Annotated in this window: 35 protein-coding genes; 6 read left to right on the plus strand and 29 right to left on the minus strand. The window is 50.1% G+C overall.

Features of this window, described 5'->3' with window-relative positions:
* From N438_RS12605 to N438_RS12665, 14 genes are all read right to left on the minus strand, one after another.
* The gene (locus N438_RS12605) at positions 1 to 348 is read right to left on the minus strand and encodes a GPW/gp25 family protein (protein ID WP_044524762.1); all 348 of its coding nucleotides are present in this window, start codon (positions 346 to 348) and stop codon (positions 1 to 3) included.
* Positions 345 to 938, minus strand: coding sequence for a phage baseplate assembly protein V (locus tag N438_RS12610; protein ID WP_243414574.1), 594 nt, complete (start codon positions 936 to 938; stop codon positions 345 to 347). Before N438_RS12610 ends, N438_RS12605 begins: the two co-directional genes overlap by 4 nt.
* 123 nt (positions 939 to 1,061) lie before the next feature.
* Positions 1,062 to 1,805, minus strand: a complete 744-nt coding sequence (locus N438_RS12615) for a hypothetical protein (protein ID WP_116696317.1) — start codon at positions 1,803 to 1,805, stop codon at positions 1,062 to 1,064.
* 15 nt (positions 1,806 to 1,820) lie between these two features.
* Positions 1,821 to 2,276 (minus strand): phage virion morphogenesis protein, encoded by a 456-nt coding sequence (locus tag N438_RS12620; RefSeq protein WP_044524766.1) that lies wholly within the window; start codon positions 2,274 to 2,276, stop codon positions 1,821 to 1,823.
* Complete coding sequence (locus N438_RS12625; protein WP_023323002.1) at positions 2,269 to 2,736, minus strand: phage tail protein; 468 nt, start codon at positions 2,734 to 2,736, stop codon at positions 2,269 to 2,271. Before N438_RS12625 ends, N438_RS12620 begins: the two co-directional genes overlap by 8 nt.
* A complete protein-coding gene (gene lysC / locus N438_RS28770; RefSeq protein ID WP_224222702.1) occupies positions 2,699 to 2,950 on the minus strand; it encodes an Rz1-like lysis system protein LysC in 252 nt (83 codons plus the stop codon). The genes N438_RS12625 and lysC overlap by 38 nt, the downstream gene beginning before the upstream one ends.
* Positions 2,832 to 3,263, minus strand: coding sequence for an Rz-like lysis system protein LysB (gene lysB, locus N438_RS12630; protein ID WP_032435914.1), 432 nt, complete (start codon positions 3,261 to 3,263; stop codon positions 2,832 to 2,834). Before lysB ends, lysC begins: the two co-directional genes overlap by 119 nt.
* Positions 3,260 to 3,757: a glycoside hydrolase family 104 protein gene (locus N438_RS12635; RefSeq protein ID WP_004195882.1), complete on the minus strand. Its 498-nt coding sequence runs from the start codon at positions 3,755 to 3,757 to the stop codon at positions 3,260 to 3,262. Before N438_RS12635 ends, lysB begins: the two co-directional genes overlap by 4 nt.
* Positions 3,744 to 4,034, minus strand: a complete 291-nt coding sequence (locus N438_RS12640; RefSeq protein WP_019725381.1) for a phage holin family protein — start codon at positions 4,032 to 4,034, stop codon at positions 3,744 to 3,746. The genes N438_RS12635 and N438_RS12640 overlap by 14 nt, the downstream gene beginning before the upstream one ends.
* Positions 4,035 to 4,038: 4 nt before the next feature.
* Entirely contained in the window at positions 4,039 to 4,242 is a 204-nt protein-coding gene (locus N438_RS12645) for a tail protein X (protein WP_019725382.1), read from the minus strand.
* Positions 4,242 to 4,748, minus strand: a complete 507-nt coding sequence (locus tag N438_RS12650; protein WP_044524772.1) for a head completion/stabilization protein — start codon at positions 4,746 to 4,748, stop codon at positions 4,242 to 4,244. Before N438_RS12650 ends, N438_RS12645 begins: the two co-directional genes overlap by 1 nt.
* A 96-nt stretch (positions 4,749 to 4,844) precedes the next feature.
* The gene (locus N438_RS12655) at positions 4,845 to 5,588 is read right to left on the minus strand and encodes a terminase endonuclease subunit (RefSeq protein ID WP_044524773.1); all 744 of its coding nucleotides are present in this window, start codon (positions 5,586 to 5,588) and stop codon (positions 4,845 to 4,847) included.
* Between the two features lie 3 nt (positions 5,589 to 5,591).
* A complete protein-coding gene (locus N438_RS12660) occupies positions 5,592 to 6,650 on the minus strand; it encodes a phage major capsid protein, P2 family (RefSeq protein ID WP_044524775.1) in 1,059 nt (352 codons plus the stop codon).
* A 73-nt stretch (positions 6,651 to 6,723) separates the two neighbouring features.
* Entirely contained in the window at positions 6,724 to 7,578 is an 855-nt protein-coding gene (locus N438_RS12665) for a GPO family capsid scaffolding protein (RefSeq protein WP_032440341.1), read from the minus strand.
* A gap of 165 nt (positions 7,579 to 7,743) precedes the next feature.
* On the opposite strand from N438_RS12665, the gene N438_RS12670 reads away from it, so the two are divergent.
* Both N438_RS12670 and N438_RS12675 read left to right on the plus strand, forming a co-directional pair.
* The gene (locus N438_RS12670) at positions 7,744 to 9,513 is read left to right on the plus strand and encodes a terminase ATPase subunit family protein (protein ID WP_015959022.1); all 1,770 of its coding nucleotides are present in this window, start codon (positions 7,744 to 7,746) and stop codon (positions 9,511 to 9,513) included.
* Entirely contained in the window at positions 9,513 to 10,556 is a 1,044-nt protein-coding gene (locus N438_RS12675; RefSeq protein ID WP_116696318.1) for a phage portal protein, read from the plus strand. Before N438_RS12670 ends, N438_RS12675 begins: the two co-directional genes overlap by 1 nt.
* Positions 10,557 to 10,927: 371 nt before the next feature.
* On the opposite strand, the gene N438_RS12680 is transcribed toward N438_RS12675, so the two are convergent.
* The 11 genes from N438_RS12680 to N438_RS12730 form a co-directional block, all read right to left on the minus strand.
* A complete protein-coding gene (locus tag N438_RS12680; protein ID WP_044524779.1) occupies positions 10,928 to 11,281 on the minus strand; it encodes a hypothetical protein in 354 nt (117 codons plus the stop codon).
* Positions 11,278 to 11,805 carry a hypothetical protein gene (locus tag N438_RS12685; RefSeq protein WP_044524781.1) on the minus strand — a complete coding sequence of 176 codons (528 nt, stop codon included), beginning with the start codon at positions 11,803 to 11,805 and terminating at the stop codon, positions 11,278 to 11,280. Before N438_RS12685 ends, N438_RS12680 begins: the two co-directional genes overlap by 4 nt.
* A gap of 170 nt (positions 11,806 to 11,975) precedes the next feature.
* A complete protein-coding gene (locus N438_RS12690; RefSeq protein ID WP_044524783.1) occupies positions 11,976 to 12,707 on the minus strand; it encodes a hypothetical protein in 732 nt (243 codons plus the stop codon).
* A gap of 82 nt (positions 12,708 to 12,789) precedes the next feature.
* Positions 12,790 to 13,230: a DinI-like family protein gene (locus N438_RS12695; RefSeq protein WP_052542046.1), complete on the minus strand. Its 441-nt coding sequence runs from the start codon at positions 13,228 to 13,230 to the stop codon at positions 12,790 to 12,792.
* A gap of 114 nt (positions 13,231 to 13,344) precedes the next feature.
* On the minus strand, positions 13,345 to 15,417 hold the full coding sequence (locus N438_RS12700; RefSeq protein WP_165818802.1) for a replication endonuclease: 2,073 nt from the start codon (positions 15,415 to 15,417) through the stop codon (positions 13,345 to 13,347).
* A 148-nt stretch (positions 15,418 to 15,565) separates the two neighbouring features.
* Positions 15,566 to 15,787: a TraR/DksA family transcriptional regulator gene (locus tag N438_RS12705; RefSeq protein ID WP_044524785.1), complete on the minus strand. Its 222-nt coding sequence runs from the start codon at positions 15,785 to 15,787 to the stop codon at positions 15,566 to 15,568.
* Positions 15,787 to 16,014 (minus strand): DUF2732 domain-containing protein, encoded by a 228-nt coding sequence (locus tag N438_RS12710; protein WP_044524787.1) that lies wholly within the window; start codon positions 16,012 to 16,014, stop codon positions 15,787 to 15,789. The genes N438_RS12705 and N438_RS12710 overlap by 1 nt, the downstream gene beginning before the upstream one ends.
* Before the next feature lie 67 nt (positions 16,015 to 16,081).
* Positions 16,082 to 16,420 (minus strand): DUF5347 domain-containing protein, encoded by a 339-nt coding sequence (locus tag N438_RS12715; protein WP_000963463.1) that lies wholly within the window; start codon positions 16,418 to 16,420, stop codon positions 16,082 to 16,084.
* Entirely contained in the window at positions 16,384 to 16,584 is a 201-nt protein-coding gene (locus N438_RS12720; protein ID WP_023343330.1) for a phage filamentation protein Fil family protein, read from the minus strand. Before N438_RS12720 ends, N438_RS12715 begins: the two co-directional genes overlap by 37 nt.
* Before the next feature lie 7 nt (positions 16,585 to 16,591).
* Positions 16,592 to 17,101, minus strand: coding sequence for a phage regulatory CII family protein (locus N438_RS12725; protein ID WP_039818858.1), 510 nt, complete (start codon positions 17,099 to 17,101; stop codon positions 16,592 to 16,594).
* A gap of 30 nt (positions 17,102 to 17,131) precedes the next feature.
* On the minus strand, positions 17,132 to 17,395 hold the full coding sequence (locus tag N438_RS12730) for a hypothetical protein (RefSeq protein WP_010835444.1): 264 nt from the start codon (positions 17,393 to 17,395) through the stop codon (positions 17,132 to 17,134).
* Positions 17,396 to 17,524: 129 nt separating this feature from the next.
* On the opposite strand from N438_RS12730, the gene N438_RS12735 reads away from it, so the two are divergent.
* Both N438_RS12735 and N438_RS12740 read left to right on the plus strand, forming a co-directional pair.
* On the plus strand, positions 17,525 to 18,100 hold the full coding sequence (locus N438_RS12735; protein ID WP_044524792.1) for a phage repressor protein CI: 576 nt from the start codon (positions 17,525 to 17,527) through the stop codon (positions 18,098 to 18,100).
* Positions 18,100 to 19,101, plus strand: a complete 1,002-nt coding sequence (locus N438_RS12740) for a tyrosine-type recombinase/integrase (RefSeq protein WP_044524794.1) — start codon at positions 18,100 to 18,102, stop codon at positions 19,099 to 19,101. Before N438_RS12735 ends, N438_RS12740 begins: the two co-directional genes overlap by 1 nt.
* Before the next feature lie 2 nt (positions 19,102 to 19,103).
* Here N438_RS12740 and N438_RS12745 read toward each other — a convergent pair whose 3' ends face one another.
* The 3 genes from N438_RS12745 to N438_RS12755 all read right to left on the minus strand — a co-directional run bounded on the left by N438_RS12745 (position 19,104) and on the right by N438_RS12755 (position 21,878).
* On the minus strand, positions 19,104 to 20,567 hold the full coding sequence (locus tag N438_RS12745) for a hypothetical protein (protein ID WP_116696319.1): 1,464 nt from the start codon (positions 20,565 to 20,567) through the stop codon (positions 19,104 to 19,106).
* Positions 20,568 to 20,979: 412 nt separating this feature from the next.
* Positions 20,980 to 21,552 carry a GNAT family N-acetyltransferase gene (locus N438_RS12750; protein ID WP_023323299.1) on the minus strand — a complete coding sequence of 191 codons (573 nt, stop codon included), beginning with the start codon at positions 21,550 to 21,552 and terminating at the stop codon, positions 20,980 to 20,982.
* A 92-nt stretch (positions 21,553 to 21,644) separates the two neighbouring features.
* Positions 21,645 to 21,878, minus strand: coding sequence for a hypothetical protein (locus tag N438_RS12755; RefSeq protein ID WP_116696320.1), 234 nt, complete (start codon positions 21,876 to 21,878; stop codon positions 21,645 to 21,647).
* Between the two features lie 749 nt (positions 21,879 to 22,627).
* Here N438_RS12755 and N438_RS12760 point away from each other — a divergent pair.
* A complete protein-coding gene (locus N438_RS12760; RefSeq protein ID WP_116696321.1) occupies positions 22,628 to 23,473 on the plus strand; it encodes an MBL fold metallo-hydrolase in 846 nt (281 codons plus the stop codon).
* Positions 23,474 to 23,743: 270 nt separating this feature from the next.
* Positions 23,744 to 24,016 carry a hypothetical protein gene (locus tag N438_RS12765; protein WP_032691249.1) on the plus strand — a complete coding sequence of 91 codons (273 nt, stop codon included), beginning with the start codon at positions 23,744 to 23,746 and terminating at the stop codon, positions 24,014 to 24,016.
* A 68-nt stretch (positions 24,017 to 24,084) separates the two neighbouring features.
* On the opposite strand, the gene N438_RS12770 is transcribed toward N438_RS12765, so the two are convergent.
* Positions 24,085 to 24,450: an HdeA/HdeB family chaperone gene (locus N438_RS12770; RefSeq protein ID WP_162494467.1), complete on the minus strand. Its 366-nt coding sequence runs from the start codon at positions 24,448 to 24,450 to the stop codon at positions 24,085 to 24,087.
* Between the last annotated feature and the right edge of the window lie 2 nt (positions 24,451 to 24,452).

The raw sequence follows: 24,452 nt of genomic DNA on the forward strand, positions 1-24,452 counted from the left end.
TCAACTCACAGGGATGGTTAAGGAAAGGCTCTCGCCGGTGTCGGTGATTTGGCCGGTCACGTCGACGACCATCTGCCCGTTAAACTGCCGCGCTGTGGTGATGCTGGTCAGTCTGACGCGCGGCTCCCACTTCAGGATCGCCATGTAGCACGCGGCCATAATTTGCAGCTCAAGCGCCGGGGTCTGAGGCTGGTCAATCATCTGCGACAACAGCGAGCCGTATTCACGACGCATGACGCGGGAGCCGGCGGGCGTGCGCAGAATATCCCCAATGCTCTGGCTGATATGGTCAACGTCTGAAATGCTTCCACCGGTCGTGCGGTTCATGCCGAGATAACGGGCTGTCATTGGGTGCCCTCCGTCCATTCATCGCCGCGTTTGATGCCACCGTGCCCGTGTTTATCCACCTGGACACCGTTGGATGTGAAAGCGCCGCCGCTGTGATCGATGTTGCCGGACATCTTCCCGCCTTTTTTCACCTCCAGCGTGCCGGTCGTGAGCTTGTTGGTACAGACCACCTCCGGCGTATCGAGGGTGACGCGGGTCGAGGCTTTTACCAGCACCACCGGCACGCTGACGGCAATCGTATCGGATGCGGTCACATCGGCAGTTTTAATGCCGGAGACGGTCAGCGCGCCGGTTTCCGGCTCATAACTCATAACGGCACCGTCGGGAAACTCAACGAGCCAGGCGTCCGCCGAGGCCGACGGCGCGGGGTTGTCGTCGGAATAAATACCCGGCAGCACAAAAGCGGTATCGAGCTCACCGCCCACGGCCAGAATCATCACCTGCTCACCAACGGAGGGAGCCCACCAGGTGCGCGAGCGCCCGGCCCGGTGCGTCAGCCACTGAAGCCAGTCGGTAAATATTCCCCCCGTCTGCACACGACAGCGCCCGGCATCGAGGTCAGTTTCGACAACGACGCCGGTGCGTATCATGTTGCGTATCGCGCGGGCGAGTTCCTGGATAGATGCGAGAGTATTCATAGGGGAAAGGATGCCGTCTGGGTGTTCCGACGGCAATGTAAGGCAGTTTGTCTAGCTACAGCACAACAGACATTATCAGTCGTTATATACCTTTTTTATTATCTCCATGCATTCTGCATGTGCATCTTTATGTTCAGCAAATTCTTTATTCAAAAATAAAAAGAATGCTTTCCCCACTTGAGGCATTTCAATAAAAATAAAATCATCTACCTTGTGAAAAAAGTGAAAGCTTTTATTTGTGGTGTTAAAAACCAATAATGAATTGTACTTATTTGCCTTTCTTTTCTTAGTTAGCACCCTGCGACTTCTTCTTATGGTATTGAACACATCATTTGGGGTCGCATCAATCTCTCCCCAGAACATTGCCACAGGGATATTAGATAAAAAAGGGATATACTCACCTCCTTTGTATCGCAAGAATTGAGAACGCAAATCCATTATCTGTAATTTAAACGCAATATATTGCAACCACCATATTATACAATCCACTTCATAATTATTTAATTCCGAACCGTCCTTTTCCAATAAAAATCGCTTAAGATAATCTTCAAAAGCACCAAGCAAATCAGAGTTGCATGTCTTGCATGCCGGAACAGTCATCTTTATGTAATTAGACGACTGATTGTTTTTAGTATTTATCAGGAATTTCTCTGGCCTTCCCTCAAATGACCATTGAGGCAACACGTGTTCCTTTGTAATTTCATTATCGCTACCACAAAGAATACATATTTCAGTTTTATGGTTGCTAATAACCTTATTCATTACCGCACTTTGTGATTCTTTTATTTTATGCCTCAGCAAACTAAATTTCTTATCCATTGCGAACTCACCACATTATTTGTTTTTAGACAAAAATATTAATAACTCCTTTTCAATCAATTGTATAGAGTCATCATCAAAACCCAGTAGCTGGCGCTGCGGGTACTCTACGGTGGCGCTTTTGGGGGATGGTTTATCTTTAAGCCCGAGTTGATGCACGCGGGCGATGCGCTGCACTTTCCCGGTAAATTCCACCACCGCCGCGCTGTCGTTACCGCTCGCTTTCATATAGCGATTGGTGCGCAGCTTCGCAAACATCTCGCGCTTAATCCGGCCTTGCTTTGCCCTGACGGGCGGGCGCTTACGCGGGGCAAATGGCGAACCGTCCGGCGCTTTTTGCGATTTAATGCGCTGTTGTTGCCGCTGGCGCAGTTTCTTCGCAATATCGGCTGTCATCCGACGGCGCCCGGCGGGGGAAAGGGCCGCTATCAATCCGGCGAGCTTGTCCTCAAAGGGTTTGAAGTCATTCATCCCATTTACTCACCAGTTCGCCATTACTCCACATTTCGACAGGGCTCGTCACCGGCTCCGGCGGTGGCGGCTCCGGGATGTTCTCAACGTACATTGCGCCGTCGACCTCATTGACCAGCGTGCGCTCGGTCAGCAACAGGCTGATGCTGACATCGAGGCTGCTGTCGTTATTAATGTCAGCGAACCAGGCAAATCCTTTTTTTCGCCCCTCGTCGGTTGTCATGATGTCCGGCTGATTGACGCGCAACCAGGCCATAATCGGCACAAACAGCAGGTCAATATCGTCGGTAAAATCCGTGACCACGATGTTAAGCGTGTACCGCTTTTCAAACGACAGGGAGCGCGCCAGCGTCGCCGTATTGTTGCCATCGTCCAGGCGAAGGTGAAGCATATCGGGGTTGGTACGCAGTACCGGCACCGCATCAGTTAAGGCTTTTCGCAGACTGTTGGGCTTTAACATCGATTTCATCCTGGCATTGTTTAACCGTATCGACCTGGATTGCGCAGCTTTTCAGGGCGTTTTCGAGCTGGCGTATATCCGCACTCAGGTCGCCATTAGTCAGCGGGTCGCTGCCCGGCATCGGGCAGGGACTGACCTTCGGGCAGGCGTTGTAAACAATCACCGGCGGCGGCGTTGGTACAGGCGGCGCGCTGGTGCAACCGGCGCACAGCATCAGGTAAATCAGCGCGATACCAGCGGCGAAACGCGTCATTTTCATTGAGTAACCTCGTGATAGTTTGTTCACGCCGAAAGGCCAGCAGGTTAGCCGCCGTGAGCTTATCCCTCATGGCAACCTGTGCCAGCTCTTTGCGCTGCGACTGCTCTGCGGCAACGTTGAGCTGATTTTTCAGCATGGTGATCGTGGTTTTCTGCGTACCGGCGACCCGGTTCGCACGTTCAAATGAGGCGCGCAAATTGCTGTTATCGTGTCTCATCCACAGCAGACCCGCACAGGCCAGCGCCAGCAGGAGAATCACTATCTTCATGCAGTTCCCCCTCCGGCCTTGCGCCACACTGCGACCAGCTTGTCGAGGCTATGCTCACGCTGACCGTATCCGGCACCCGGCAATGAAGCCCAGATATTGCGACAGCGGGAAATCGCGCGCTCAATGCGCCCCTGCTGCAAATCTTCCAGCGCACCACGCTCGCGGATAAGCTGAATGGCGAGCCTGTCCTGTGATACCGGGCTGAAATCTGGCAAAGCGAGCTGTTTCTGATAATGCGGCCAGAACAGATAAAGCTGCTGGTAACGCCCGGATGCCGTGGATTTTTCCCCGCGACGATTGAAGACCTTCGCCGGGCGTCCACCCGCGAACGGGTGATCGCGATAATCGGTAAAAATCTCCGGCTTGCCATCGATACCCGTGACGATAACGTCGTAACCGTTGTTTCGGGTCAGCGGATGCGTTGCTGTCCCTTCCGAAAACGCCAGCGTGTCGAGGAATGCCGCAACGTTGGGATGTGTCTTAATGACTGCCATCGTTTTCCCCTTTTTTAATCTTGCGCTGGATAGCAAGCTCTACCGCCTGATAACCGGCGATACCCAGCATGGAGCCAAATCCGCACACGGCCGCGGTTGGCAGGTCTGGAAACTGTACCAGGGCAACACCGGCCACCATCGAAACAAAGCCACCCAGCAACGTGCGACCAATAAAAAGACGTGCGGTGATCGGTTCACCACCGGCCAGCACTTTACCGACGACAATCAGCGCGCCGATGATAAAAAGCGAAATGACGCTTTTTTCCCCTTCCGTCATGTGGTTACTCCCAGAGGTTTATGGTTTCTGTTACGGGGGATGACTTCACATCAGGCAGCTCGATCACAGTGCCATGCGGCAATACTGCGCCGAGCTCGGCTAACCCCGGATTTGCGGCGAGCACCGACTCGAAGACCCCCTCAGTGCGCCCGTAATACCGGGCGCAAATCATGTCGAGCGTGTCGCCCTGTTGCGCGATGGCCTGCATCAGATTTGGCTCACGATGCAGCGGGGTTTGTCCTGGACGCGTGATACGGCCCAGCGCATGTCCCGCCACAGCTCGTCGACAGTGGTATCGATGCTGTCAGCTTTCTTGTCACCTCTGGCGCTGGCATCCACACCGCGATAACGCTCATAGAGCGTGGCGGTCGCCATTGAGGTGACGGCGCGCAGGTAATAGAAAACGCGCACACTCTCTCCGTCGAGATCGTCAGCCGGCACGTCGGCAAGCTTGCTAAAACCCCCGGCAATCTGCTGCTCCCGCCACAAAAACAGCTCGGCATTGGTTTCGGCGATGCCGGTTTTGATGGCCTCACGAAGCCGGGCCGGGGCGACGGTCTGCTCAAGTCGCATCCCTTCACGCACGCGTTTCGGGTCGATGTCAGGAAAGAAAAACGTATTTTTTATCACCGGCTCATCGCTGGCAGGTGGCGGGATGACCACCACGCCACCCGGCTGCGGCTCATCGTTCTTTTTAATAATCAGCGTCGTCATGACTACCTCTGAATAGGTGGGCGGTGGACGCCGGTCTCAGGTCAGGTAAAACACCCTCATCGACCGGCGTGCCGCCCTGGCGCGGGGCGCATTCTGTTAACCGGCGGTCTTTTTCGGTCGGCCACGTTTAGCCGGTGCCGTGGTTTTCACGGCGCGCGGCGCTCTTACCGGGGCTTTAACGACTGTTGCCGGTTTGGGCTTCAGCTCACGCTCAAGCCGTTCAATGTCTTTTTTTACGCCTGCCTGACAATCGAGCTGCATCGCTCGCTTGAGGTGGGCCAGCGCGTCGGCGGGCTGTTTGTTATCCCGTAACACCTGACCGGTGATTTTGTGCAGCTTTGCGCGCACTTCATCAGGCATATCGGCGGCGGCGGTCAGCGCCAGCGTGTCGAGCAGTTGGCTGACGACGACCGGTTCACCGGCGGCATGGGCGCGCATGGCGGCGAGCGCCACCTCTTCGGTAAACATGTATTGCGGCGGGCGGCGATGTTTGCCTGGCATGGTCAGACCGTACTTAAACGCGTAGCGGGCAATATCCATCGCGCCGCCGATATCGCCGACATCGAGACGCCACAGCATGACGGTCATCACGATGTCATCCTGTGCACCTTTGCCCTGTTCCAGCACGCCACTGACCCACGGCAGATAGAACGGCAGCAGCTCGCGCTTTTTCGTGGCTTTCAGCTCTTTACCAAAGATGGCTTTTAACGTGCGTTGGTCTGCGGCCAGCTTAACCAGCATCTGCTCGTAGGCAGTGGCATGCCGCAGCGGGTTGTTTTCCCGCTGCGCGGTTTCAATGGCCGAGACCCGCATCATGTGACGCCGTGCGGGGCTCGTCATCGGTTAGCCCTCCGGTTGTGCGGCAGAGAAATCGCCCAGCTTGATATTTTCAATGAAGCACCCGGCGGCGTAGGTTTCGACCACGTAATCGATGTTCATCGATTCGTAGTTTTCCACCTGGTCGAGTTTCGGGTTTTCGATAATGGAGCGGCGATGACTTTCATCCATGAAATAGATGGACAGGTTATCGAGACGCGTCACCATAATCGCGTTCGCCGGGAAGTACGGCACACGGACGGCGGGCAGGTTGCCGATGCGTTTCTGGCTGATAATGATGTCAGCCGCGAGCGCTTCGCTGTTGGGCTGGTCTTTGTTAACGATCGGGAAATATTTGTCGGCCAGCAGCTTACGGCCCACAATTGCGACGAGCTCCGAATCTTCCTGATAAATCTCGTCAATCAGGTTGTCGGTGGCATCCATGACCAGCGCATCGAGGTTAACGTAATCGCCGTTTTTACCCACGCGGATAACAGCGGAAACGACGTTTCCTTCCTCGTCGACGATTTTGCTCATCACGCGGGTCGGCGCTTCATTGCGGTATTTCTGCGGCCAGCCGACGGCGACATCCTGCAACATCGGATGAGTGGCACGGTCAGAGGTTTCGGCACGCTCAACGCCGTTGAACCCGGCCATGATGAAATCGAGCGCCTGCCGCTGGATGATGGCATCGCGAATACGGCGCTGGAAGTCCTGGAAGCGCGCCCACAAATCCAGCTTTTTATATTTGAAGTGGAAGTCAAAGTTGACCTGATCGCACTCGTATTTTTTGGACTCCAGCGCGGTAAAGTCGGCGGTTTTACGCTCCTTGCCGCTGTTGGTGTCCGTGGTGCTGGCGATGGTGCCATTGACGCCGACGCCAATTTTTTCACCCTTCAGCTCATCCACCGGCACGATATTAATTTTCTGCAAAAAGGCCGAGGACATCTGCACGGTGTTCATCATGGTTTGCGTGACGGACGGCTCGACGGAGAATTTTTTACTCACGTCGTCCGGGTCGATGCCGTTCAGCTCGGCAACGCGGGACAGGTAGGCATTAAATTTAAAACGGGTTTCCTGACGCATAGTCTTTCCTGTTGGGTTAAATCGGGTTGTCTGACCGGGCAAGCCTGTCGCCCGGCGATAAAATCACGACCGTTTAGCAGTCGGTCAGCAGCTCATCGCCACCGCCACCGGTGGAGAGCTTGCGGCGTGGCTGCGTGGTGCTTTCGGTGTTATCCAGCGACGTTTTTAACTGGCTGAATGCCTGGCTGGTCTGGTCAGCCTTCGTGGTGACGTCCTTTTTCAGGGTCGCAAAGGCATTTTCCAGCGTGGCAAGACGCTGTTCAGTGGCAGTGAGGTTTTCCTGCACATGTTCACTGACGGTCGTCACGGCTTCATGCACATCCTGAAAACGGGCGTCATCGCTGGCCTGTTTGCGGCTGAAGATCGCTTTCACTTTGTCGCTCAGGGCTGTAAAGACATTTTCCGCCTGGTCTTCAAACTCCAGCTCGGCGAGAGTGGCGACGGAAATCAGGTTGCCCGGCTCGGCTTTGAAGCGGTTGAGGGGGTTAAATTTGGCACCCCGGCAAAATTCGAGGTATTCGGTGCCTAGGCTGGCCGGGTCATCGGTCACGGCGAGGCCGACCAGGTAGCATTTACCGCTATTGGCGAAATTCGGCTGAATTTCCATTGAGGTGTAGACCTTCTGCAATTTTTTATTCATTGCGATCAGGTCATCGGTCGGGGTGATTTTGGCGAACAGCGCCAGCTTGCCTTTCAGTACCGAATCATCGTCAATCTTTTCAGACTTCAGCTCAACCACATCGCCGTAACGACTGAACGGGCCATCCGGCAGGATGCCTTTCAGGTGTTCGAGGTTAATGCGGCAACCATAGACGCGGGGGTCAAAGGTCTCTGCCATTTCCTGAATATCCGTCGCGCTGATAACGCGGCCGTCACAGGTATCGCCTTCGACGCCGATGCGAAACCATTTTGAAACTTTTTTTGCCATTGTCAGGAGTCCTGATATCGGGTTAACGGGTCGGAGTTAGTTTCCCGACGTCGCCGCCCACCCGCCATCTGTCCCGGATGGCTTATCCCTCACACAACAGCACCTTAGCGATTCGCATCACCCGTTTCTTTAGCCTTGCCCTGTATCAATCACGGCGAGGCATCCATGACCATCACCACCGACACCACTTTATTAAACGACCCGCGACGCCAGGCGGCTTTACTGTACTGGCAGGGGTTTTCCGTGCCGCAGATTGCCGAAATGTTGCAGACCAAACGCCCGACGGTGCAGAGCTGGAAACAGCGCGACCAGTGGGAGGAAACCGCACCGCTGAACCGGGTCGAAAGCACCTTAGAGGCCCGGCTGATTCAGCTCTACGCAAAGCCCAACCTGACGCCCCACGATTTCAAGGTGGCTGATTTTCTGGCCCGACAGATGGAGCGCTTTGCGCGCATTAATCGCTATGGCCAGACCGGAAATGAGGTTGACCTTAATCCCAATGTGGCCAACCGCAACAAAGGCGACCGCAAAAAGCCGACAAAGAACTTTTTCAGCGACGAGGCTATCGAGAAACTGGAGGAGATTTTTTTCGCGGAGTCTTTCGAGTATCAGCTCCGCTGGCACCGCGCCGGGCTTGAGCACCGTATTCGCGACATTCTGAAATCGCGCCAGATTGGGGCGACGTTCTACTTTTCCCGCGAGGCGCTGCTGCATGCGCTGAAAACCGGCCATAACCAGATTTTCCTGTCAGCGAGTAAGACGCAGGCGTATGTATTCCGCGAGTACATCATTCAGTTTGCCCGCCGGGTCGATGTCGACCTGACCGGCGACCCGATTGTCATCGGCAATAACGGCGCAAAGCTGATTTTTCTCGGCACCAACTCAAACACCGCGCAGAGCCACAACGGCGACCTTTATGTCGACGAAATTTTCTGGATCCCCAACTTCCAGAAACTGCGTAAAGTGTCGTCGGGCATGGCCTCACAAAGCCACCTGCGCAGCACCTACTTTTCGACACCTTCCACCCTGGCACACGGCGCTTACCCGTTCTGGTCGGGGGAATTATTCAACCGGGGCCGCGCCAGCGCCAGCGAGCGGGTTGACATCGATATCAGTCATGACGCGCTCGCCGCTGGCGTGGCGTGTCCTGACGGTCAGTGGCGGCAGATTGTCACCATTGAGGATGCGCTCGCCGGGGGCTGTACGCTGTTCAATCTGGAGCAACTCAAGCGCGAAAACAGCGTCGACGACTTCCGCAATCTGTTTATGTGCGAGTTCGTTGACGACAAGGCGTCGGTGTTCCCGTTCGAGGATTTGCAGCGCTGCATGGTCGACAGTCTGGAAGAGTGGGAAGACTTTGCCCCGTTCGCCGACAACCCGTTCGGCTCCCGCCCGGTCTGGGTGGGATACGACCCGTCGCACAGCGGCGACAGCGCCGGGTGTGTGGTGCTCGCACCGCCGGTTGTCGCCGGGGGCAAGTTTCGCATCCTGGAGCGCCATCAGTGGAAAGGCATGGACTTCGCGACTCAGGCCGAATCCATCCGCCAGCTCACCGAAAAATACAACGTCGAGTACATCGGTATCGATGCGACCGGCCTCGGTATTGGCGTCTTCCAGCTGGTTCGCTCGTTTTATCCCGCCGCCCGCGATATCCGCTACACGCCGGAAATGAAAACCGCAATGGTGCTGAAAGCAAAAGACGTTATCCGCCGTGGCTGTCTCGAATATGACGTCAGCGCCACCGACATCACCACCTCGTTTATGGCAATCCGTAAGACCATGACCAGCAGCGGGCGCAGCGCCACCTATGAGGCCAGCCGCACCGAGGAAGCCAGTCACGCGGACGTCGCCTGGGCGACCATGCACGCGCTGTTAAACGAACCGCTTACCGCTGGCAGCGGCCAGGTAACATCATCCATTCTGGAGTTCAACTGATGAGTAAATACAAAGGCCGCAATCCACAGCCACAAAAGCGCCCGCGCAACATGAAAGACAGCGCGCCCCAAAAAATGGAGGCGTTTACCTTTGGTGAACCGAGCGCCGTGCTCGACCGCCGCGATATTCTGGATTACGTGGAATGCGTCAATAATGGCCGCTGGTTCGAACCGCCGGTCAGCTTTAACGGGCTGGCGAAAAGCCTGCGCGCCGCCGTTCATCACAGCTCGCCGATTTACGTTAAGCGCAACATTCTGGCCTCAACGTTTATTCCGCACCCGCTACTGTCACAACAGGACTTCAGCCGCTTCGCGCTTGATTTTCTGGTGTTTGGCAACGCGTTTTTAGAGCTCCGAAAGAGTGTCACCGGTCGCCCGCTGAAGCTGGAAGCGTCACCGGCTAAATACACGCGGCGTGGTATTGAAGATGATGTCTACTGGTGGGTGCCGTCATTTGACCAGCCGCACCCGTTCGCGCCGGGATCCGTATTCCACCTGCTGGAGCCAGACATCAACCAGGAGTTGTACGGCATGCCGGAATATCTCAGCGCGCTAAACTCCGCCTGGCTGAATGAAGCGGCGACGCTGTTCCGTCGCAAGTATTACCAGAACGGAGCGCATGCGGGTTACATCATGTATGTGACGGACGCCGCGCAAAGCGGTACCGATGTTGAGGCGTTGCGCGATGCGATGCGCAGTTCGAAGGGGCTCGGCAACTTCAAAAATCTGTTTTTCTACGCACCGCACGGAAAACCAGACGGCATTAAAATTGTGCCGCTCAGTGAGGTGGCAACGAAAGACGATTTCTTCAATATCAAAAAAGTCAGCGCCGCTGACCTGCTCGACGCTCACCGCATCCCGTTCCAGCTGATGGGCGGCAAGCCGGAAAACGTCGGCTCGCTCGGTGACATCGAAAAGGTGGCAAAAGTGTTTGTTCGTAACGAGCTCATCCCGTTACAGGACAGAATGCGAGAGGTCAACGAGTGGGTCGGTCAGGAGGTGATCCGGTTCAAAAGTTACACCCTCGACACCGAAAGTGACTGATTTCCGCCGCCTCCGGGCGGCTTTTTCTTACCCCCACGCCTGACCGCCTCAAAAGCCCGCCACGCCCTCAAACGCCTCCGCATCGCCCACCGACACCCTCGCGAATCCGCGCGGCGCAGCGACGCGCTCAGGTTGCGAAAATAAATGCGCAAAAGTACGCTGGCGCGCAGTGCTTTCCCCGCCTCGCCTGCCCGCTTCGTGGGTCGGAATTAATGCAGATGCAACAGGTCATCGGATCCGCGCCAGTTCTGTATTAGGACAGATGATTGTGTGTATTACGGCGCATGCAAAAAAATGCAACAACTGCATGCGCCAACAATGTAAATGAAGTACGACGTTTAGCAACTTGATTGAAAAACTTATTTACCCCTCTAAAATTGTTTCTTCAATGCTTCATGCATTTCTTTTATTTGTGCTTTAGTTGGTAAATCCTGCTCCACTATCTCTTGATACATTTCCTTAGTGACACTATCGAGTCTGGATACATCTATCTGTTTTTTCTTAAACTTATCAAGCCTCCACATAACAATTTTACGACAAACAACACCGTATAGGAATGAGATTACCAGAGGAACAGTAAGTGAAATGAAAACAACGGCTTGATAATAGATCGCCGGCGATAGAAAACTACTAAGAAAATCTTTGTACTTATAGCCAATAAAAAAAGAAATCACCATATTCACAAGCAGTGTAAGCAAAAAAACTGTCAGCGTCGCATTTTTCATTCGTGTAACCCTATGCATTCTTCTAAAAATTTTTCAGGCGAATTTTTATAGGCCTCAATCTGATTGTGTAACTCTCGTGAGGTGACAGCCCCGGTTAAAACCATTGAAATGAATGATAGCTTAATATCATGCGAACTATTAGATGACATGAATGCGTTATGTCTAACATCGATTGTAAATAAATCCAAGTCTTCTCGATAAATTACAATGGAACTAAAATCAGATTTCATATTTACATAGTTTGCTATCTTGTACTTCACCAAAGGCTCAACATCAATAAGGATTTTCTTAGCCATAACCAACAATGAAATCGCATAATCATAAGACACCGTTGAATTAACATCATCATCATCTTTTATTTCAGACGGCAATTTTCCATCATTGAATAAAACAAATAACACTTGTCCTTTCCACTTAACCATAGTGAGTCCATCATCATCATTTTTTTTACTTTTGCTTTTGATGATTTCAAAATCCTCAACTGATGACATAACTGATAAGAACTGCTCTTTTGAAACCTTCATCTAATCCTCTCCAAATCTTGATATAAACTCACATGCGTACCATAGGATGAGCTTAGCAAGTTTGCGGTTATCATAACACTCTTCATTAGAGAAAATTCTAACGCCTCGCTTAGCTCGTTGTTCAACGCCGCCAGACCAGAAAGGCACTTTCAGGGCTGGCGGCGTTATGATTAATTATCGATTACTGATTCAATTTCACCTGTTCTGACATCTACACGAGCGGCGATAGTCTCTTTTACAATTGCACCGTATGAGTTTGTACCACGAAACGTCGTTTTTACAACTGCATGCGGGTCTTTATTTAAAATCAAATGATAGACCGTTGAAACATGTTTATAAGATGAATCATTATTCATGTTCGATTTTATTAGTTTTTCTAACGGGCGATAAGAGCCATCCCAACCGCTGAAATTACTTTGAAATGCGTCAAGGTTGATTTTATTATTCAGAGATTGCGGCTCTTTCTCAAAGTCATTGAAACACCACCCCAACACATCACCAAGCTTTAATACATCATCTTTAGTAAAAGTGTACTCACTCATACAAGCATAAAAAACATCAGTAGAGCTGGCCGGTACACTTTTGAAATCAACATAGTTTTTAACGATATCGTGTCGGGTTTCTTTTGGCTCATTGCGATATTCTTTGAGGGTTTTATCTGCATACTCAAACGTTGGCGTAGCCGGTTCCGCTTTAACCTCCAGTGCATCAGTTTTTGCAACAGGCTGACTCTTTTCAGGCGGCCATAAAATTGAGCCAATAACGCCCAACGCGAGACAGCCACCAAGGTAAACCGCACTGGAGCGCTTACGGTTCGGCATCCGAACCAGAGACGGCTTGAGTAAACCCACGATAAAAGCAATAAAGAGTGCCAAAGATAAAAATGCTATTACGGTATCCATGATTTTCCTTTATGTGTAATCCCCATACAAAACAACCCCATGCTATCAAACACGGGGTCGATGGTTATACATTTTTCAGGAACTAACGCCAGCTCTCATCTTCCCATACTTCCTGAAGAATACCGTCCAACGCTTCTCGGTCTGACGCCTGGTCGAACCCAACCAGTTCGACTCCTGTCATTGACCCTTTTTTTACCGTTACTCTCGTTGATGGGAAAATTGATTGTACGCGTCGGGTCAACTCGCACTGAAAAGCATCGACAACTTGCTGCCCGATTTTTTGGTCTTTATCCAACGTGATGTTAACCCTCACTTCGCCCCCTTTTTTTAATCTTTGTTCAACAGGAGCGGGAGCGAAAACAACTGAAAAAGAGTTATTTTTCATCAAGTTCCCTCTCGCAATTTCCGCAATTAAATTCAAAGCAATTTCACGATCTCTTTCCTGACAAACACCCTCTGTCGTCAGACGCGCAATCATTTCGACCCGTTCAATCATGACTTGCTCGTTTAACTCTCTATCCACACAACCTCCAATACGGGATACTGTATAAATACACAGTATCACGTATCGATAAAAAGATGAAAGAAAAAGTTACGCTACAAAAGGACGTATGTGCATGATATGGCTATGAATTAGTCACAGCCTCAACTTAGTAACTGACGCTAACCCCGCGACTCGATTTAGGATTTGTCTGGCCTGCGCCCGGTGTGACGGTGCTGCCGGGAAAATCTCACCGGTTGATGAACCACGGCACCATTTGCCGTTTATGCAACTTTTGCCACCAGCCATCAGGTGCAGAGCCTCACCCCGGCTGATAGTTTCGCCGGTCGTGAGCTGAATCTCGTCTATTGTTCTGTCAATGGCTGCACTTTGTTTATCCGTTCCGTGGATAAAATCACGCCTGGTGACCCGTTTTTTGTCCCTGAGTCTGGTTGTTAGCTTCCGCCTTTCACTTCGACTCAACGGTTTGGATAAATCCAGCTCCGGCAGATCGCTTTCGCTTCCCGTACAGTTATTGACAGAACTCCGAGAGGGCGCAGGAGCGCCCTTAACGTCAACGGCCAAATCAACGGCACGCTTCGGTACAATTTTCCACTGCGTTAGCCGGGTTAAAATCGGGGTACCAGCACCGACAGCAGAATCGTACACGCCACGGATGCAGACGGTTTCCTCACCATACTGGTTAAACTCGGCGCGCGGTTCATAAAGCGTGCGCACCTGCAAATCATCGCGACGGACAAACGGGCCACCCTGCGCATTAACGTAACCAGCCCAGTCACCGGCGTCAGCGGCATCATGGACGGCGGCAAATTCAACGCTCAGAGCGTGCGCGGTCTCGGTATCGGCGAGACGACGCAATTCACGGTAGACCGTCACCGGCGCACCGCCGATAAACTGGAATTGACGGATGTGCCAGCGCGCCGCCCATGCTGATACAGCGGGGGCTGTCTCTTTCAGCAGCTCACCGCTTTCGCCATCGGTTTCACCATCAAGAGCATAGCCGTCGATATTTTTCGAAATGTATTTAGCAACATAGCCGGTAGCGCTGCCTTTTTCCGGGTCAATGGCCTCGGCATGAAAGCGCGCTTTTTTGGCTTTATCGCTTCTCAGTTCGTGGCGGTCTTCCTCCCACACATAATCACGGATGATGAGGCGCACGCGCTCGACGTCTTCCGGCAACATGAACATAAGCATGTGCCAGTGTGGCGTTCCGTCGTGATGAGGTTCGGCAACACGGATGCCGAAAATGCGGATTTCTTCCCGATGTAGTTTGGCACGAATACGCGCCCAAAGGCCGGTGAGATAACTTTGCGTGTCCGACGGGCTGGCTCCTTTCCATTTGGTGTTACGGTAACCCGCCTTAGTTGTGGCGTGATATTTTGACGGCGCGGTCAGGGTATAAAACTCACCGACATAACCGAGCTCATTGCAGATATTTTCAAACCCACGGATGCGGGTCATCAGCTCGCAGCGACGTATCGCAGGGTTAGCGACCGATCCATCGTATTTTTCAATCAGGCTGATGCGGTTGCCGTCTTCGTCTTCGAGATCCAGCCCCTTGAGAAATTCACGCGTGCGGCGCTTCTGCTCGCGCCAGTCGGTCACGCAGTTTTTACTCGCGTAAGCATGCTTTTTCTTGCTGACGTTGCCAACGGCAATGTGCAGGTGTTCGCGCCATGCAGCCGCAATGCGTCGTAATCGGCCACGCCACCAAACCTCATTAAACATGCGAGTGATAGCAGGGGCTATTTCATCCTCACCAACATATTTCTTTGTCACCCTCTCCCAATGCGGCGGGGTAACGTTGAATTGCAGGGAAATGAAACCGGCTCGCATGTACCAGGTGTACAGCGTTTTAAGCTCGCTAAATCCGGTGTCATCAATGTCAGCCAGTTCAGCGCGAATGAAATTAGCGATATCAGAGGCCAGCAGGTCAATATCGGCGCGCGACATATCCGGGAGGCGGTTATATCTGGCAACCATATTAACCATGCGTGACGCAAGATATTGCATAAGCTGGGTATCAAAAAGACCGCCAAAAACAGCGGCTGATACGTTGCTGTTGATACCTACACACTCATATTTTTTTGCGACCAGTTCAAGACGCGGCAATGCCTTTTTGCAGAAGCTGATTAAAAAGGCATTGGCTCGTTGACTGCCCTGATTTTGCTCCAGCACCGTAGCGGTTCGATAAACATCAAAACGCACACACTCAGGCTGGAGAGAAAGCACTTTTCTCGCATGCAGCAAAGCCGCGAACATACGGTCGCGGCGATGCTGTTGGTCATAGGTAAGATATGGGCTGGCTATTGCCGACCGTGGAGCATTCCACGGGTAAGCGAATTGAACCGCCAAGTCATACCCCCCGATAATGTTTAGATTTCAATTCGGTGACCTCCTGACAGGTCACGCAAAAGGCCCCCCCCGGAATCGCAATGCGGCGAGCTTCCGGGATTGGTGCGTCACATTCTTCGCAGAGAAAACGGGAAGGTGCAGCGATACGGCTACGCGCGTTGCTGATGTGGCGTTCGCGGTCTTCCTGCTCGCGCAGTTGTGCTAAATCCATTGCGTCGGCCATTAGTGCAGCTCCTGTGATTCATTCTCAAAGCGAGTGGCTTCACGGCGCAGCAGTTCGGCGGCTTCGGTACCGCTCATCCCCTCTTTGGTGATATGTATCGCCAGTGCCTCAAGACGGATTGAAACAGCGAGCGCGCGGTCTTTACGTTCTTCTTTTTTGGCATCGGTCAGCAATACGGCCAGCGCATCGCTATCTGTATTAAAACTACGGGTTATGGTATTACGCATAATTTATTCTCCTGATTTCGGGCAATAAGAAGCCCGGCGGGTTTACGCCATTAAATTTCTGTTTGGATTAATTCGGCATGGTTAGCCGTTTGGGAAATAAACTCACAACTGCACGAAAATGATTCATCGCTGTAATAAGCGCCTTTTTCTCGTCAGTAGTCAGCTCACTTAATTCGAGCTCATGACGAGCCGCCGGGATTTTTGCCAGAAAGAAAATAGCGGCCAGCGCCCGATTATTTTCTTCAAATTGTGGGTCACGTTTATCGCGCATATCATCGACAAAACGTTCAACCTCTTTCCAGCTATCGCCCCAATATCTCGCGCGCAATTCAGCCACATGATTGAGACCGGCCAGACGTTCACCCGCTTTTAGCGGAACAGTCGCAGAAACAGCTTCGATAGCCATGATTCCCCCTGCTTTTGAGTGGAGAGACCAGCCAGTAAATCAGCCTGTGAGCTGCTCGGGTGCCAGCGCTTGCCATCCTTACCTGCGATCCAGCCGTGGCCATAGTGCATGCCGGGACTTTGCTTTTTAAGCAAAGACGCGAATGACGGTTCAGTATTCAACATAAGCACCTCACATCAGACCGAATGAGGCACCGAGACCGCTCATGGTGTCTACAACGCTTGTCATTGCCGGGTTAGCCTGAAGCCGCGCATGCAGCGCCAGAGCCGACAATGACAACATGCGAATTCCAGCATTTACGCTTTCAATCATGTTGTGCTTACGTGCAGAGGTCAGGCGCTCATCAGAGACCGCACCGCTTGCCAGCTCGCCGAGTTCACTCATTGCTCGCATGACATAAGACTGCAATTTGTCTTTAGCCAGCTCATTTACCGGCACGCACGGTAGACAATGAATCTGCGCCAGAAAACCATCAACGAGGGTTGAGTCTTCGGTCAGGTCAGTCAGCAGCCACAATTCAGGCGGCGTGAACTGGTGAGGCTGTTCCGGGTTGAGCTTGTTACGTAACGTCTGAACGTTCATACCAGCGCGCTCGGCCAGCTTCGCCATGTTGTGACGCTGCGCAAAAGCCCTGCACGCTTCGTCATAATGGGGATGTTTGGAAACCTGAAAATCAAACATGTCTCATCCTTACAATTCACATAAAGTGAATTAAGCGCCGATGACGAGTTGAAAACGGGAATGGCCCAACGCCTTACGCAACTGATCTTCTTTCCAGCGTGCGTAATAAATACGAATCGGACCACCTGCTTTCTTGCAGCCTTTACGGATGGTGCGTGGTTCGATTGGTACACAAGGGTTGTCGCCGGTTGTCCAGCGGTAGGCGGTGCGTTCAGAAACACCCTCAAGCTCTGCGAATTGTTGCAGAGTAACGATTGGTGCAGGAACTTTGATGATTGCGATTTCAGAAGCCATGTTGCATGATTCCCCTTTTACTAAAGATTGCAATTAATAGCCATCTGTTTGCCAACGTTCGCCATTAATTGCCTAGGTTTAGGCTTAACATAGCTCCCAAAATGGAGTTTGTAAATAGGTTAAAGCTACATGAGAATTGAAGGTCTTGGTTTTAACAATGAAGAAGTGCTGGATAGGATTTGCGAGGCTTACGGATTTTCTCAGAAAATTCAATTAGCTAGACACTTTGAAATTGCATCAAGCTCTCTTGCTAACAGGTACAGTCGCGATTCCATTTCTTATGACTTTATTGTGCATTGCGCCCTAGAAACTGGCGTAAATCTCGCTTGGCTGCTCACCGGCAAAGGGTCACCTACAACCGGAAACATGAATACCGATACCCAAAATGTGGAGAAATTCACATTAAGTGAAGAGACTCTGGTTAGTGATGGCGATTTGAGTATTGCTGGCAAGTTCTTTAGCAAGCCGCTTACGAATCCAATTGCCGTCTACGCTGACGGAAAACTCCATTTCATCGAGCGAGACGCATCCCTATCAGACGGAGAATGGCTCGTCGATATTGAAGGTGCTATTAGCATTCGAGAATTAACAAAATTGCCAGGCAGAAGACTACATGTAGCAGGGGGCAAGGTTCCCTTCGAATGTGGATTTGATGACATTAAAGCATTAGGTCGCGTGATGGGTGTATACAGCGAGGTTAACTAATGACTGTGCGTAAAAATCCAGCTGGCGGTTGGATTTGTGAGCTCTACCCAAACGGTGCAAAAGGCAAACGCATCAGAAAGAAATTCGCTACCAAGGGCGAGGCTCTGGCGTTTGAACAGTACACCGTTCAAAACCCGTGGCAGGAAGAAAAGGAAGACAGGCGCACGTTAAAAGAGCTGGTTGACTCATGGTATAGCGCTCATGGCATTACACTGAAAGATGGCTTGAAACGTCAGTTAGCCATGCACCATGCTTTTGAGTGTATGGGCGAGCCACTCGCACGCGATTTCGATGCACAGATGTTTTCCCGCTACCGAGAAAAACGGTTGAAAGGTGAGCATGCCCGTTCAAACAGAGTGAAAGAGGTATCGCCTCGCACGCTTAATCTTGAGCTGGCCTACTTCCGGGCAGTGTTCAATGAGCTAAACCGCCTCGGAGAATGGAAAGGTGAAAACCCACTGAAAAATATGCGCCCATTCCGCATTGAAGAAATGGAAATGGCCTGGCTAACTCACGACCAAATTTCGCAACTACTTGGAGAGTGTAAACGGCACGACCACCCTGATTTAGAAACAGTGGTAAGAATTTGTCTCGCCACTGGCGCACGGTGGTCAGAGGCCGAGAGTCTGAGAAAAAGCCAACTCGCGAAATACAAAATCACATACACCAACACGAAAGGCAGAAAAAACCGCACCGTCCCAATCAGCAAAGAACTCTATGAGTCTCTGCCTGATGATAAAAAAGGCCGGTTGTTTAGTGATTGTTATGGCGCATTCCGCTCAGCTCTGGAAAGAACAGGCATCGAACTACCGGCAGGGCAGCTTACCCACGTTTTGCGCCACACCTTCGCCAGTCACTTTATGATGAATGGTGGTAATATTTTAGTTTTACAACGCGTTTTGGGGCATACCGATATCAAAATGACAATGCGGTATGCACATTTTGCTCCAGACCACTTAGAAGACGCTGTTAAGCTTAATCCATTAAATACATTTAGTTAGGCTTATTTATTATTCATTTCTCGTAGATCTTGCTCCCAATGGGTATCGTTGGACTCAACAATACCCTCTCTTTCCAAAAGCATCATTCTCTTCAAAAGATACTTTTTGCTAACACCTCTTGTATAATACCTAACAGTTTCGGCAAAATCCCAATTGTTATCTGAAAATAGCCTTGGTTGGAAAGAGTGGCAATATATAATCTCAATATCCTTACCCTCGCAATCAAAATTAGCTAACATATTAGTAATTTTTTTATCACGAAGCACCTCGACATGAGGGCCATGTAATGTTTCATATCCAATATGGATAACTGTTTTACCATCACTTGGGGCTTGCTTTACAGCTTTCACAAGTAACCCCTTAACATCTTTAGCTTTTTTGGAAATCGACTCATCTGCTATACATTCCCATTTAGCACAGAAAGGTCTCCTTATCTCATCGGCAAAAACATTAATTGTACTATATTCATCTTCGCTATAAGTGCAAAGTTTAGCCTGTAATGCCATCGTATAACTACCATGGGGTTCATAGTTATCATCTAAAAGATAGTTAAGTTGTGGCGAAGGATACTTTACTATCCATTTGGCAAAGTGTTCATTTACTCGGTCCATATCAATTAAATTTGCAACTACTGATATTTCATCATTTTCACAACATACAACACCGCATTGCATCAAATCTCTTGAGGCGTATAAATGCCTAACAACATTCAAAAAAATATCAGGGTTGGTGCTATTGACCTCACATTTGAACTTTACATTAAAAAAAACAGGATATGGGTAAGAAATTATGTAAGGTAGAGCTTTCTGCCATCTTTTAACCCATTCCATACGTTCATTTTCTGAATATTGAGTTACCTTTGCAAGCCTTTTACATTCTACATATAGTTTATCATTTTCTTTCTTCACCAGAAGGTCTGGTGTTTTACCTGCACCTGACTCAGGTATAAACTCTACTTCCCAACCATTTTTTATATAACAGGCAGCAACTACTAATTCAAATAAGACAGAGTCTGGTTGATTCTCAGGTTTAATAAGTAAATCTTTAAGTTTATTTTCAATGCCTTTTGTACGCTTTAACTCTTCGCTAAATTCTCCGATGGTGGCAAAGAACGGCAAAATTCTAGAGGATTGTGCAGGTTCATCAACTGTTGGGCGATCGGCAAGTGATTCTGCAAGGTACAAATACCAAGCGATCCAATCATCATAAAAGGCCATACGCGAATCTTTTTCATGTAAAGAAACATCTGTTTGACTGCTATATAACCTTTCAGTGAGGGTACGAAAATACCGCAGAACATTATCTCTTCGCTCAAACCATTTTTCTTCCCCCATAACCTCAACAAACCATCGATATGTTTTCTTTACATCTTTCACGAGTGGATCGTCATATCTCGCATTAAAATGCTTCCAAAATTCAGCGTACTCATCTTCAGTAACATTTTTATCATGGCTATTTTCGTTCACTTTATGTCCTCGGGTGGAAAAAAAGATATGTCCAATTTACTATTTTTTAACCCATATGTATGTAACTGCATTCACAAACATAGCGCATTTTAGTGGCGATAAAGTGGCGGTAGAAATGGCTGATAATGGGTAATCATTGGCAAATGATGGCAATCTATGTCAATGATAAATAACGCAAACCATTGATTTTCGGTTGTTCAGGTAGGAACTCATAATCGCTTGGTCGTTGGTTCAAACCCAACAGGGGCCACCAGATATCAAGGGCTTACGTGCAAACGTAGGCCCTTTTCCTTTTCAGCCTTCCCTGAAGAGAACAGCGATCGGCAAACCACCGGCTTAACCTGGACCTGCGCTTATGCCGACAGGCGCCGAAGACGCCCGCCGGGTATGCCGCACTATTTCAGCCCAACGCTCAGGAGGTCGGTAATGCCATCATGTGGTACTTATTGCCATTGAAGTTAAAGAAACCGACGTCTTCAAACTGGTTGCGGGTATGAAACGCATACGAGCGCGGGTTCAGTACATTGACGAAAGTAACGATGACGGGATAACGCGGGGCGAACACCTTGCGCTGATACGCAAGCAGCAACTCGCCCACGCCCTGACCACGATACTCTTCTGCGACGCAGATGGGGCCATACTGATATGAGCTAGCCGCATCCAGTTTTTTCCCCTGGTAGCGATATTCGTTGAGAATACTTGCCATATATTTAAACATGGGCCAGGGGCTGAGAAATTCCCACGATCCGCCGAGCAACAGGCCAATAACCTTGTTACATGAACGATCAACAGCGATCACTACACCACTTTCGGCTGAACTCAGTTCGCTTAATTGCTGCTGCGTCATATCGGTGGTGACAAATCCATTCGCCCGCTGCTCGCCTGCAAGATTTTTAGCGTGATAGCGCTCCAGCAATTGTTTCACCTCAGGGATGTCTACGTCTTGCGCCAGACGAATGACGATATTTTCATTGACCATTGCCATTTCATACTCCTGTAAAATATTTTACTGAAAGCGTCACCATCATCGCACCGACGGTGACAAACAGAACTTTGCAAATGATTTCACCATTGGTTTTAATGGCGGGCAGAACCATAAGCGCCATGTACCTCTGCATTTTTTGCTTCAGTATAATCAGTACAGGCGGGAATGATGGAGGACTGGGTGATTTGCCGGATATAAAATTGCGGTAGTTTCCATATTACATAACAGTCCTCTTCAAGCCTTTTCCTGAATTCGTCTGTTGGTATGGGAAGCGCGTCTTTGATACGATCGGCGATTGATAGAATAATTCCATTCTTCATAAACATACCCTGTCCTGAAGCTACCAGTATAATAAGATTTGTTTCACTATTTATCTGAATAACGCATTCAGATATTTCCATTTCATTCTAAATAGTGCGGTCAATTTATAACGCAGATTTATTAACCCCTTCAAGATAGCGGATAAAATCCAGACGATCTTTCTACCTTGCGAGCTGATTACAACCCTTTAAATTTTAACTACATAATTTTTATAAAACTTTATCCTGCCGGGATAAAGCTGAATCAGTTCAGCTAAATATTGTCAACAATTCATTAATAACAAATAGAAATAAGATATATCAACATTAGCAATGCTACTAGATACGACGTTTCTCAAGTCAGTTCAGCGATGCGGGCAATTGCGCATTTCCATCCCTGCAGCCCTCAGGATCGTGGATGTCGAACGGCCCGACCTGACGGTCGCGTTCATTCGGTCTACCACGAGGGCGTGGCGTAATACCGGCATACTCATAGACAGGTTAAGTTGTCAGGAATGAAAGACAGTGATTGCCCTGCCACCGCTGCCATTGACACGATAGTTGCCGCGTCTGCATTAATAGCTAACTCAAGCAAGAAGCGGGCTTTGCGAATTTTTTAGCTGTGCCCATTCTTTTTCCTGCAGGTGGCTAGCCAGCATTAACGTGCAAGCCAAATGTTGGTGAATTGCTTATCCGCAATGAATGTGGCATAACACCGGTCCATAATAGAAAGAGTTTCCTTTTCATATTGTTGGCGCAACATCGAGGATTTGCTGATGCAATTAACGGTTCTGGTTGATAATAATACATTAATTGACAGGTATCTTGTCGGTGAGCCTGGTGTATCCTATCTGATTGAGCATGATGGACAAAAAATCCTTTTCGATACCGGATATTCGGATGTTTTTTTGCAGAATGCGCAAACGTTGCAAATTGATTTAACCACCATCGATAGTATCGTTTTATCGCATGGGCATAACGATCATACCTGGGGCCTCAATCATTTAACCCAACATTATGATCGCCTAAATTTCACGCCTGAGAGAAAGATAAACTTAGTTTGCCATCCAGATGCATTAAACCCAAAGTATTTTGATGCAAAATCTATAGGGATCAACTACAGATTCGATCAAAATGATCTCTTCTTCGATAAAATTTGCAGCAAAAAACCTTATCCACTCACTGAAAACATCATCTTTCTTGGTCAAATACCAAGGGACAATAAATTCGAGATGCTGACACCGGTAGGCCAAACGGTGGATGATAACGGCGAAATCACTGATGATTACGTTATGGATGATTCTGCGTTGGCAACAAAGACAGAAGAGGGACTGGTGGTAGTCACAGGCTGTTCTCACGCGGGAATAGCTAACATTATCGAATATGCCAAACAGGTTACCGGAGAGAATCACATTGTGTCGGTCATTGGCGGATTCCATCTGCAAAATGCCGATGAAGATCGCCTCACGCAGACAGGGGATTATCTTAAAGCATTATCCCCAGATTCCCTCTATCCATGCCATTGTACCGATCTTGCGGCTAAGATTAGCCTGGCGCGTTTTATCAAAATCAACGAGGTCGGCGTTGGGCTAAAACTAGATTTTTCTGCCGCCGGGAAATGAATGCAAAAGAAGGTAGCCGGCACGCAGGAGAGCAAACGGCAGCAGCGGCAGCAACCAGGCTCGTTAAAATTCAGGTCAATATCTGAAAAATAACCATAGCCTGCACCAGCTGATCGAAATCAATACTCCCCTCTCGCCCCTCTTATATATAACCCGTTGACTCACAAAAAGGATGAAATGATGAAAATGCGGGATATATCAATCAGTACCTGTCTGGCACTGTTATTAATGGGTTGCGTAGCTAAACCGCCAATGGCGACGGAAAGTGAAATGAAAGAGGCCGCCGCCTTTGCTTTTAATGTCGATGCTTCACAGGTGACAATTTCCGATGCGAAGCAGCAGGATGTGAAAACCAATTTTGTGGCCACCATCGGCAAAACCAGCCATCGATGCTATGTGACAAAAGCCGCCGAGCCGAAACTTTACGGGCTGATCCCACTGGGCGGCGGCAGTACCGTCTCGGATGCCATCTGTGCCGGCAGCAACCCGACGCCAGCGAGCAAAACCTGCGACGCCCTGTCGAAAAAAGCGGGCCGCTGCTGAGCCTTTGCGCAGGAGAAGGCCGCTGACTGCACACTTAGTCACTTTTCCTGCCGCTTTACCGCGGTCGCTTAATTCAGCGACCGCACCTGCTGATAAGAATTGAGCCGTTCACGCAGCGAAGTCAGCCAGGCATCTGGCTCCTGGCGGCAGATTTCGGTGAGGATCGGCGTCAGCACCAGTTCAGCTTCATGAAAGTCGGTCCACTCCGGCGGCTGCAGAGAAAAAGGATCGTTCATCAACCAGATCACCATCGGCGTCCAGGTGCGCGGGTCCAGTTGCAGATAATCCTGACAGCGCATCATATCGCGAGTCCGTACCTCATCGGGTGCGATATTCTTTCCCGCCGCGACGCTACTTATTGCCAGAATGATTATTCCTGCCATCAGACGTTTCCAACCCCATTTTCGCCAGAGGGCGCGCTTTTCTTTTGCCATTG

It is taken from the genome of Klebsiella sp. GL120222-02 (assembly GCF_003097195.1).
Classification (GTDB): Bacteria; Pseudomonadota; Gammaproteobacteria; order Enterobacterales; family Enterobacteriaceae; genus Klebsiella; species Klebsiella variicola.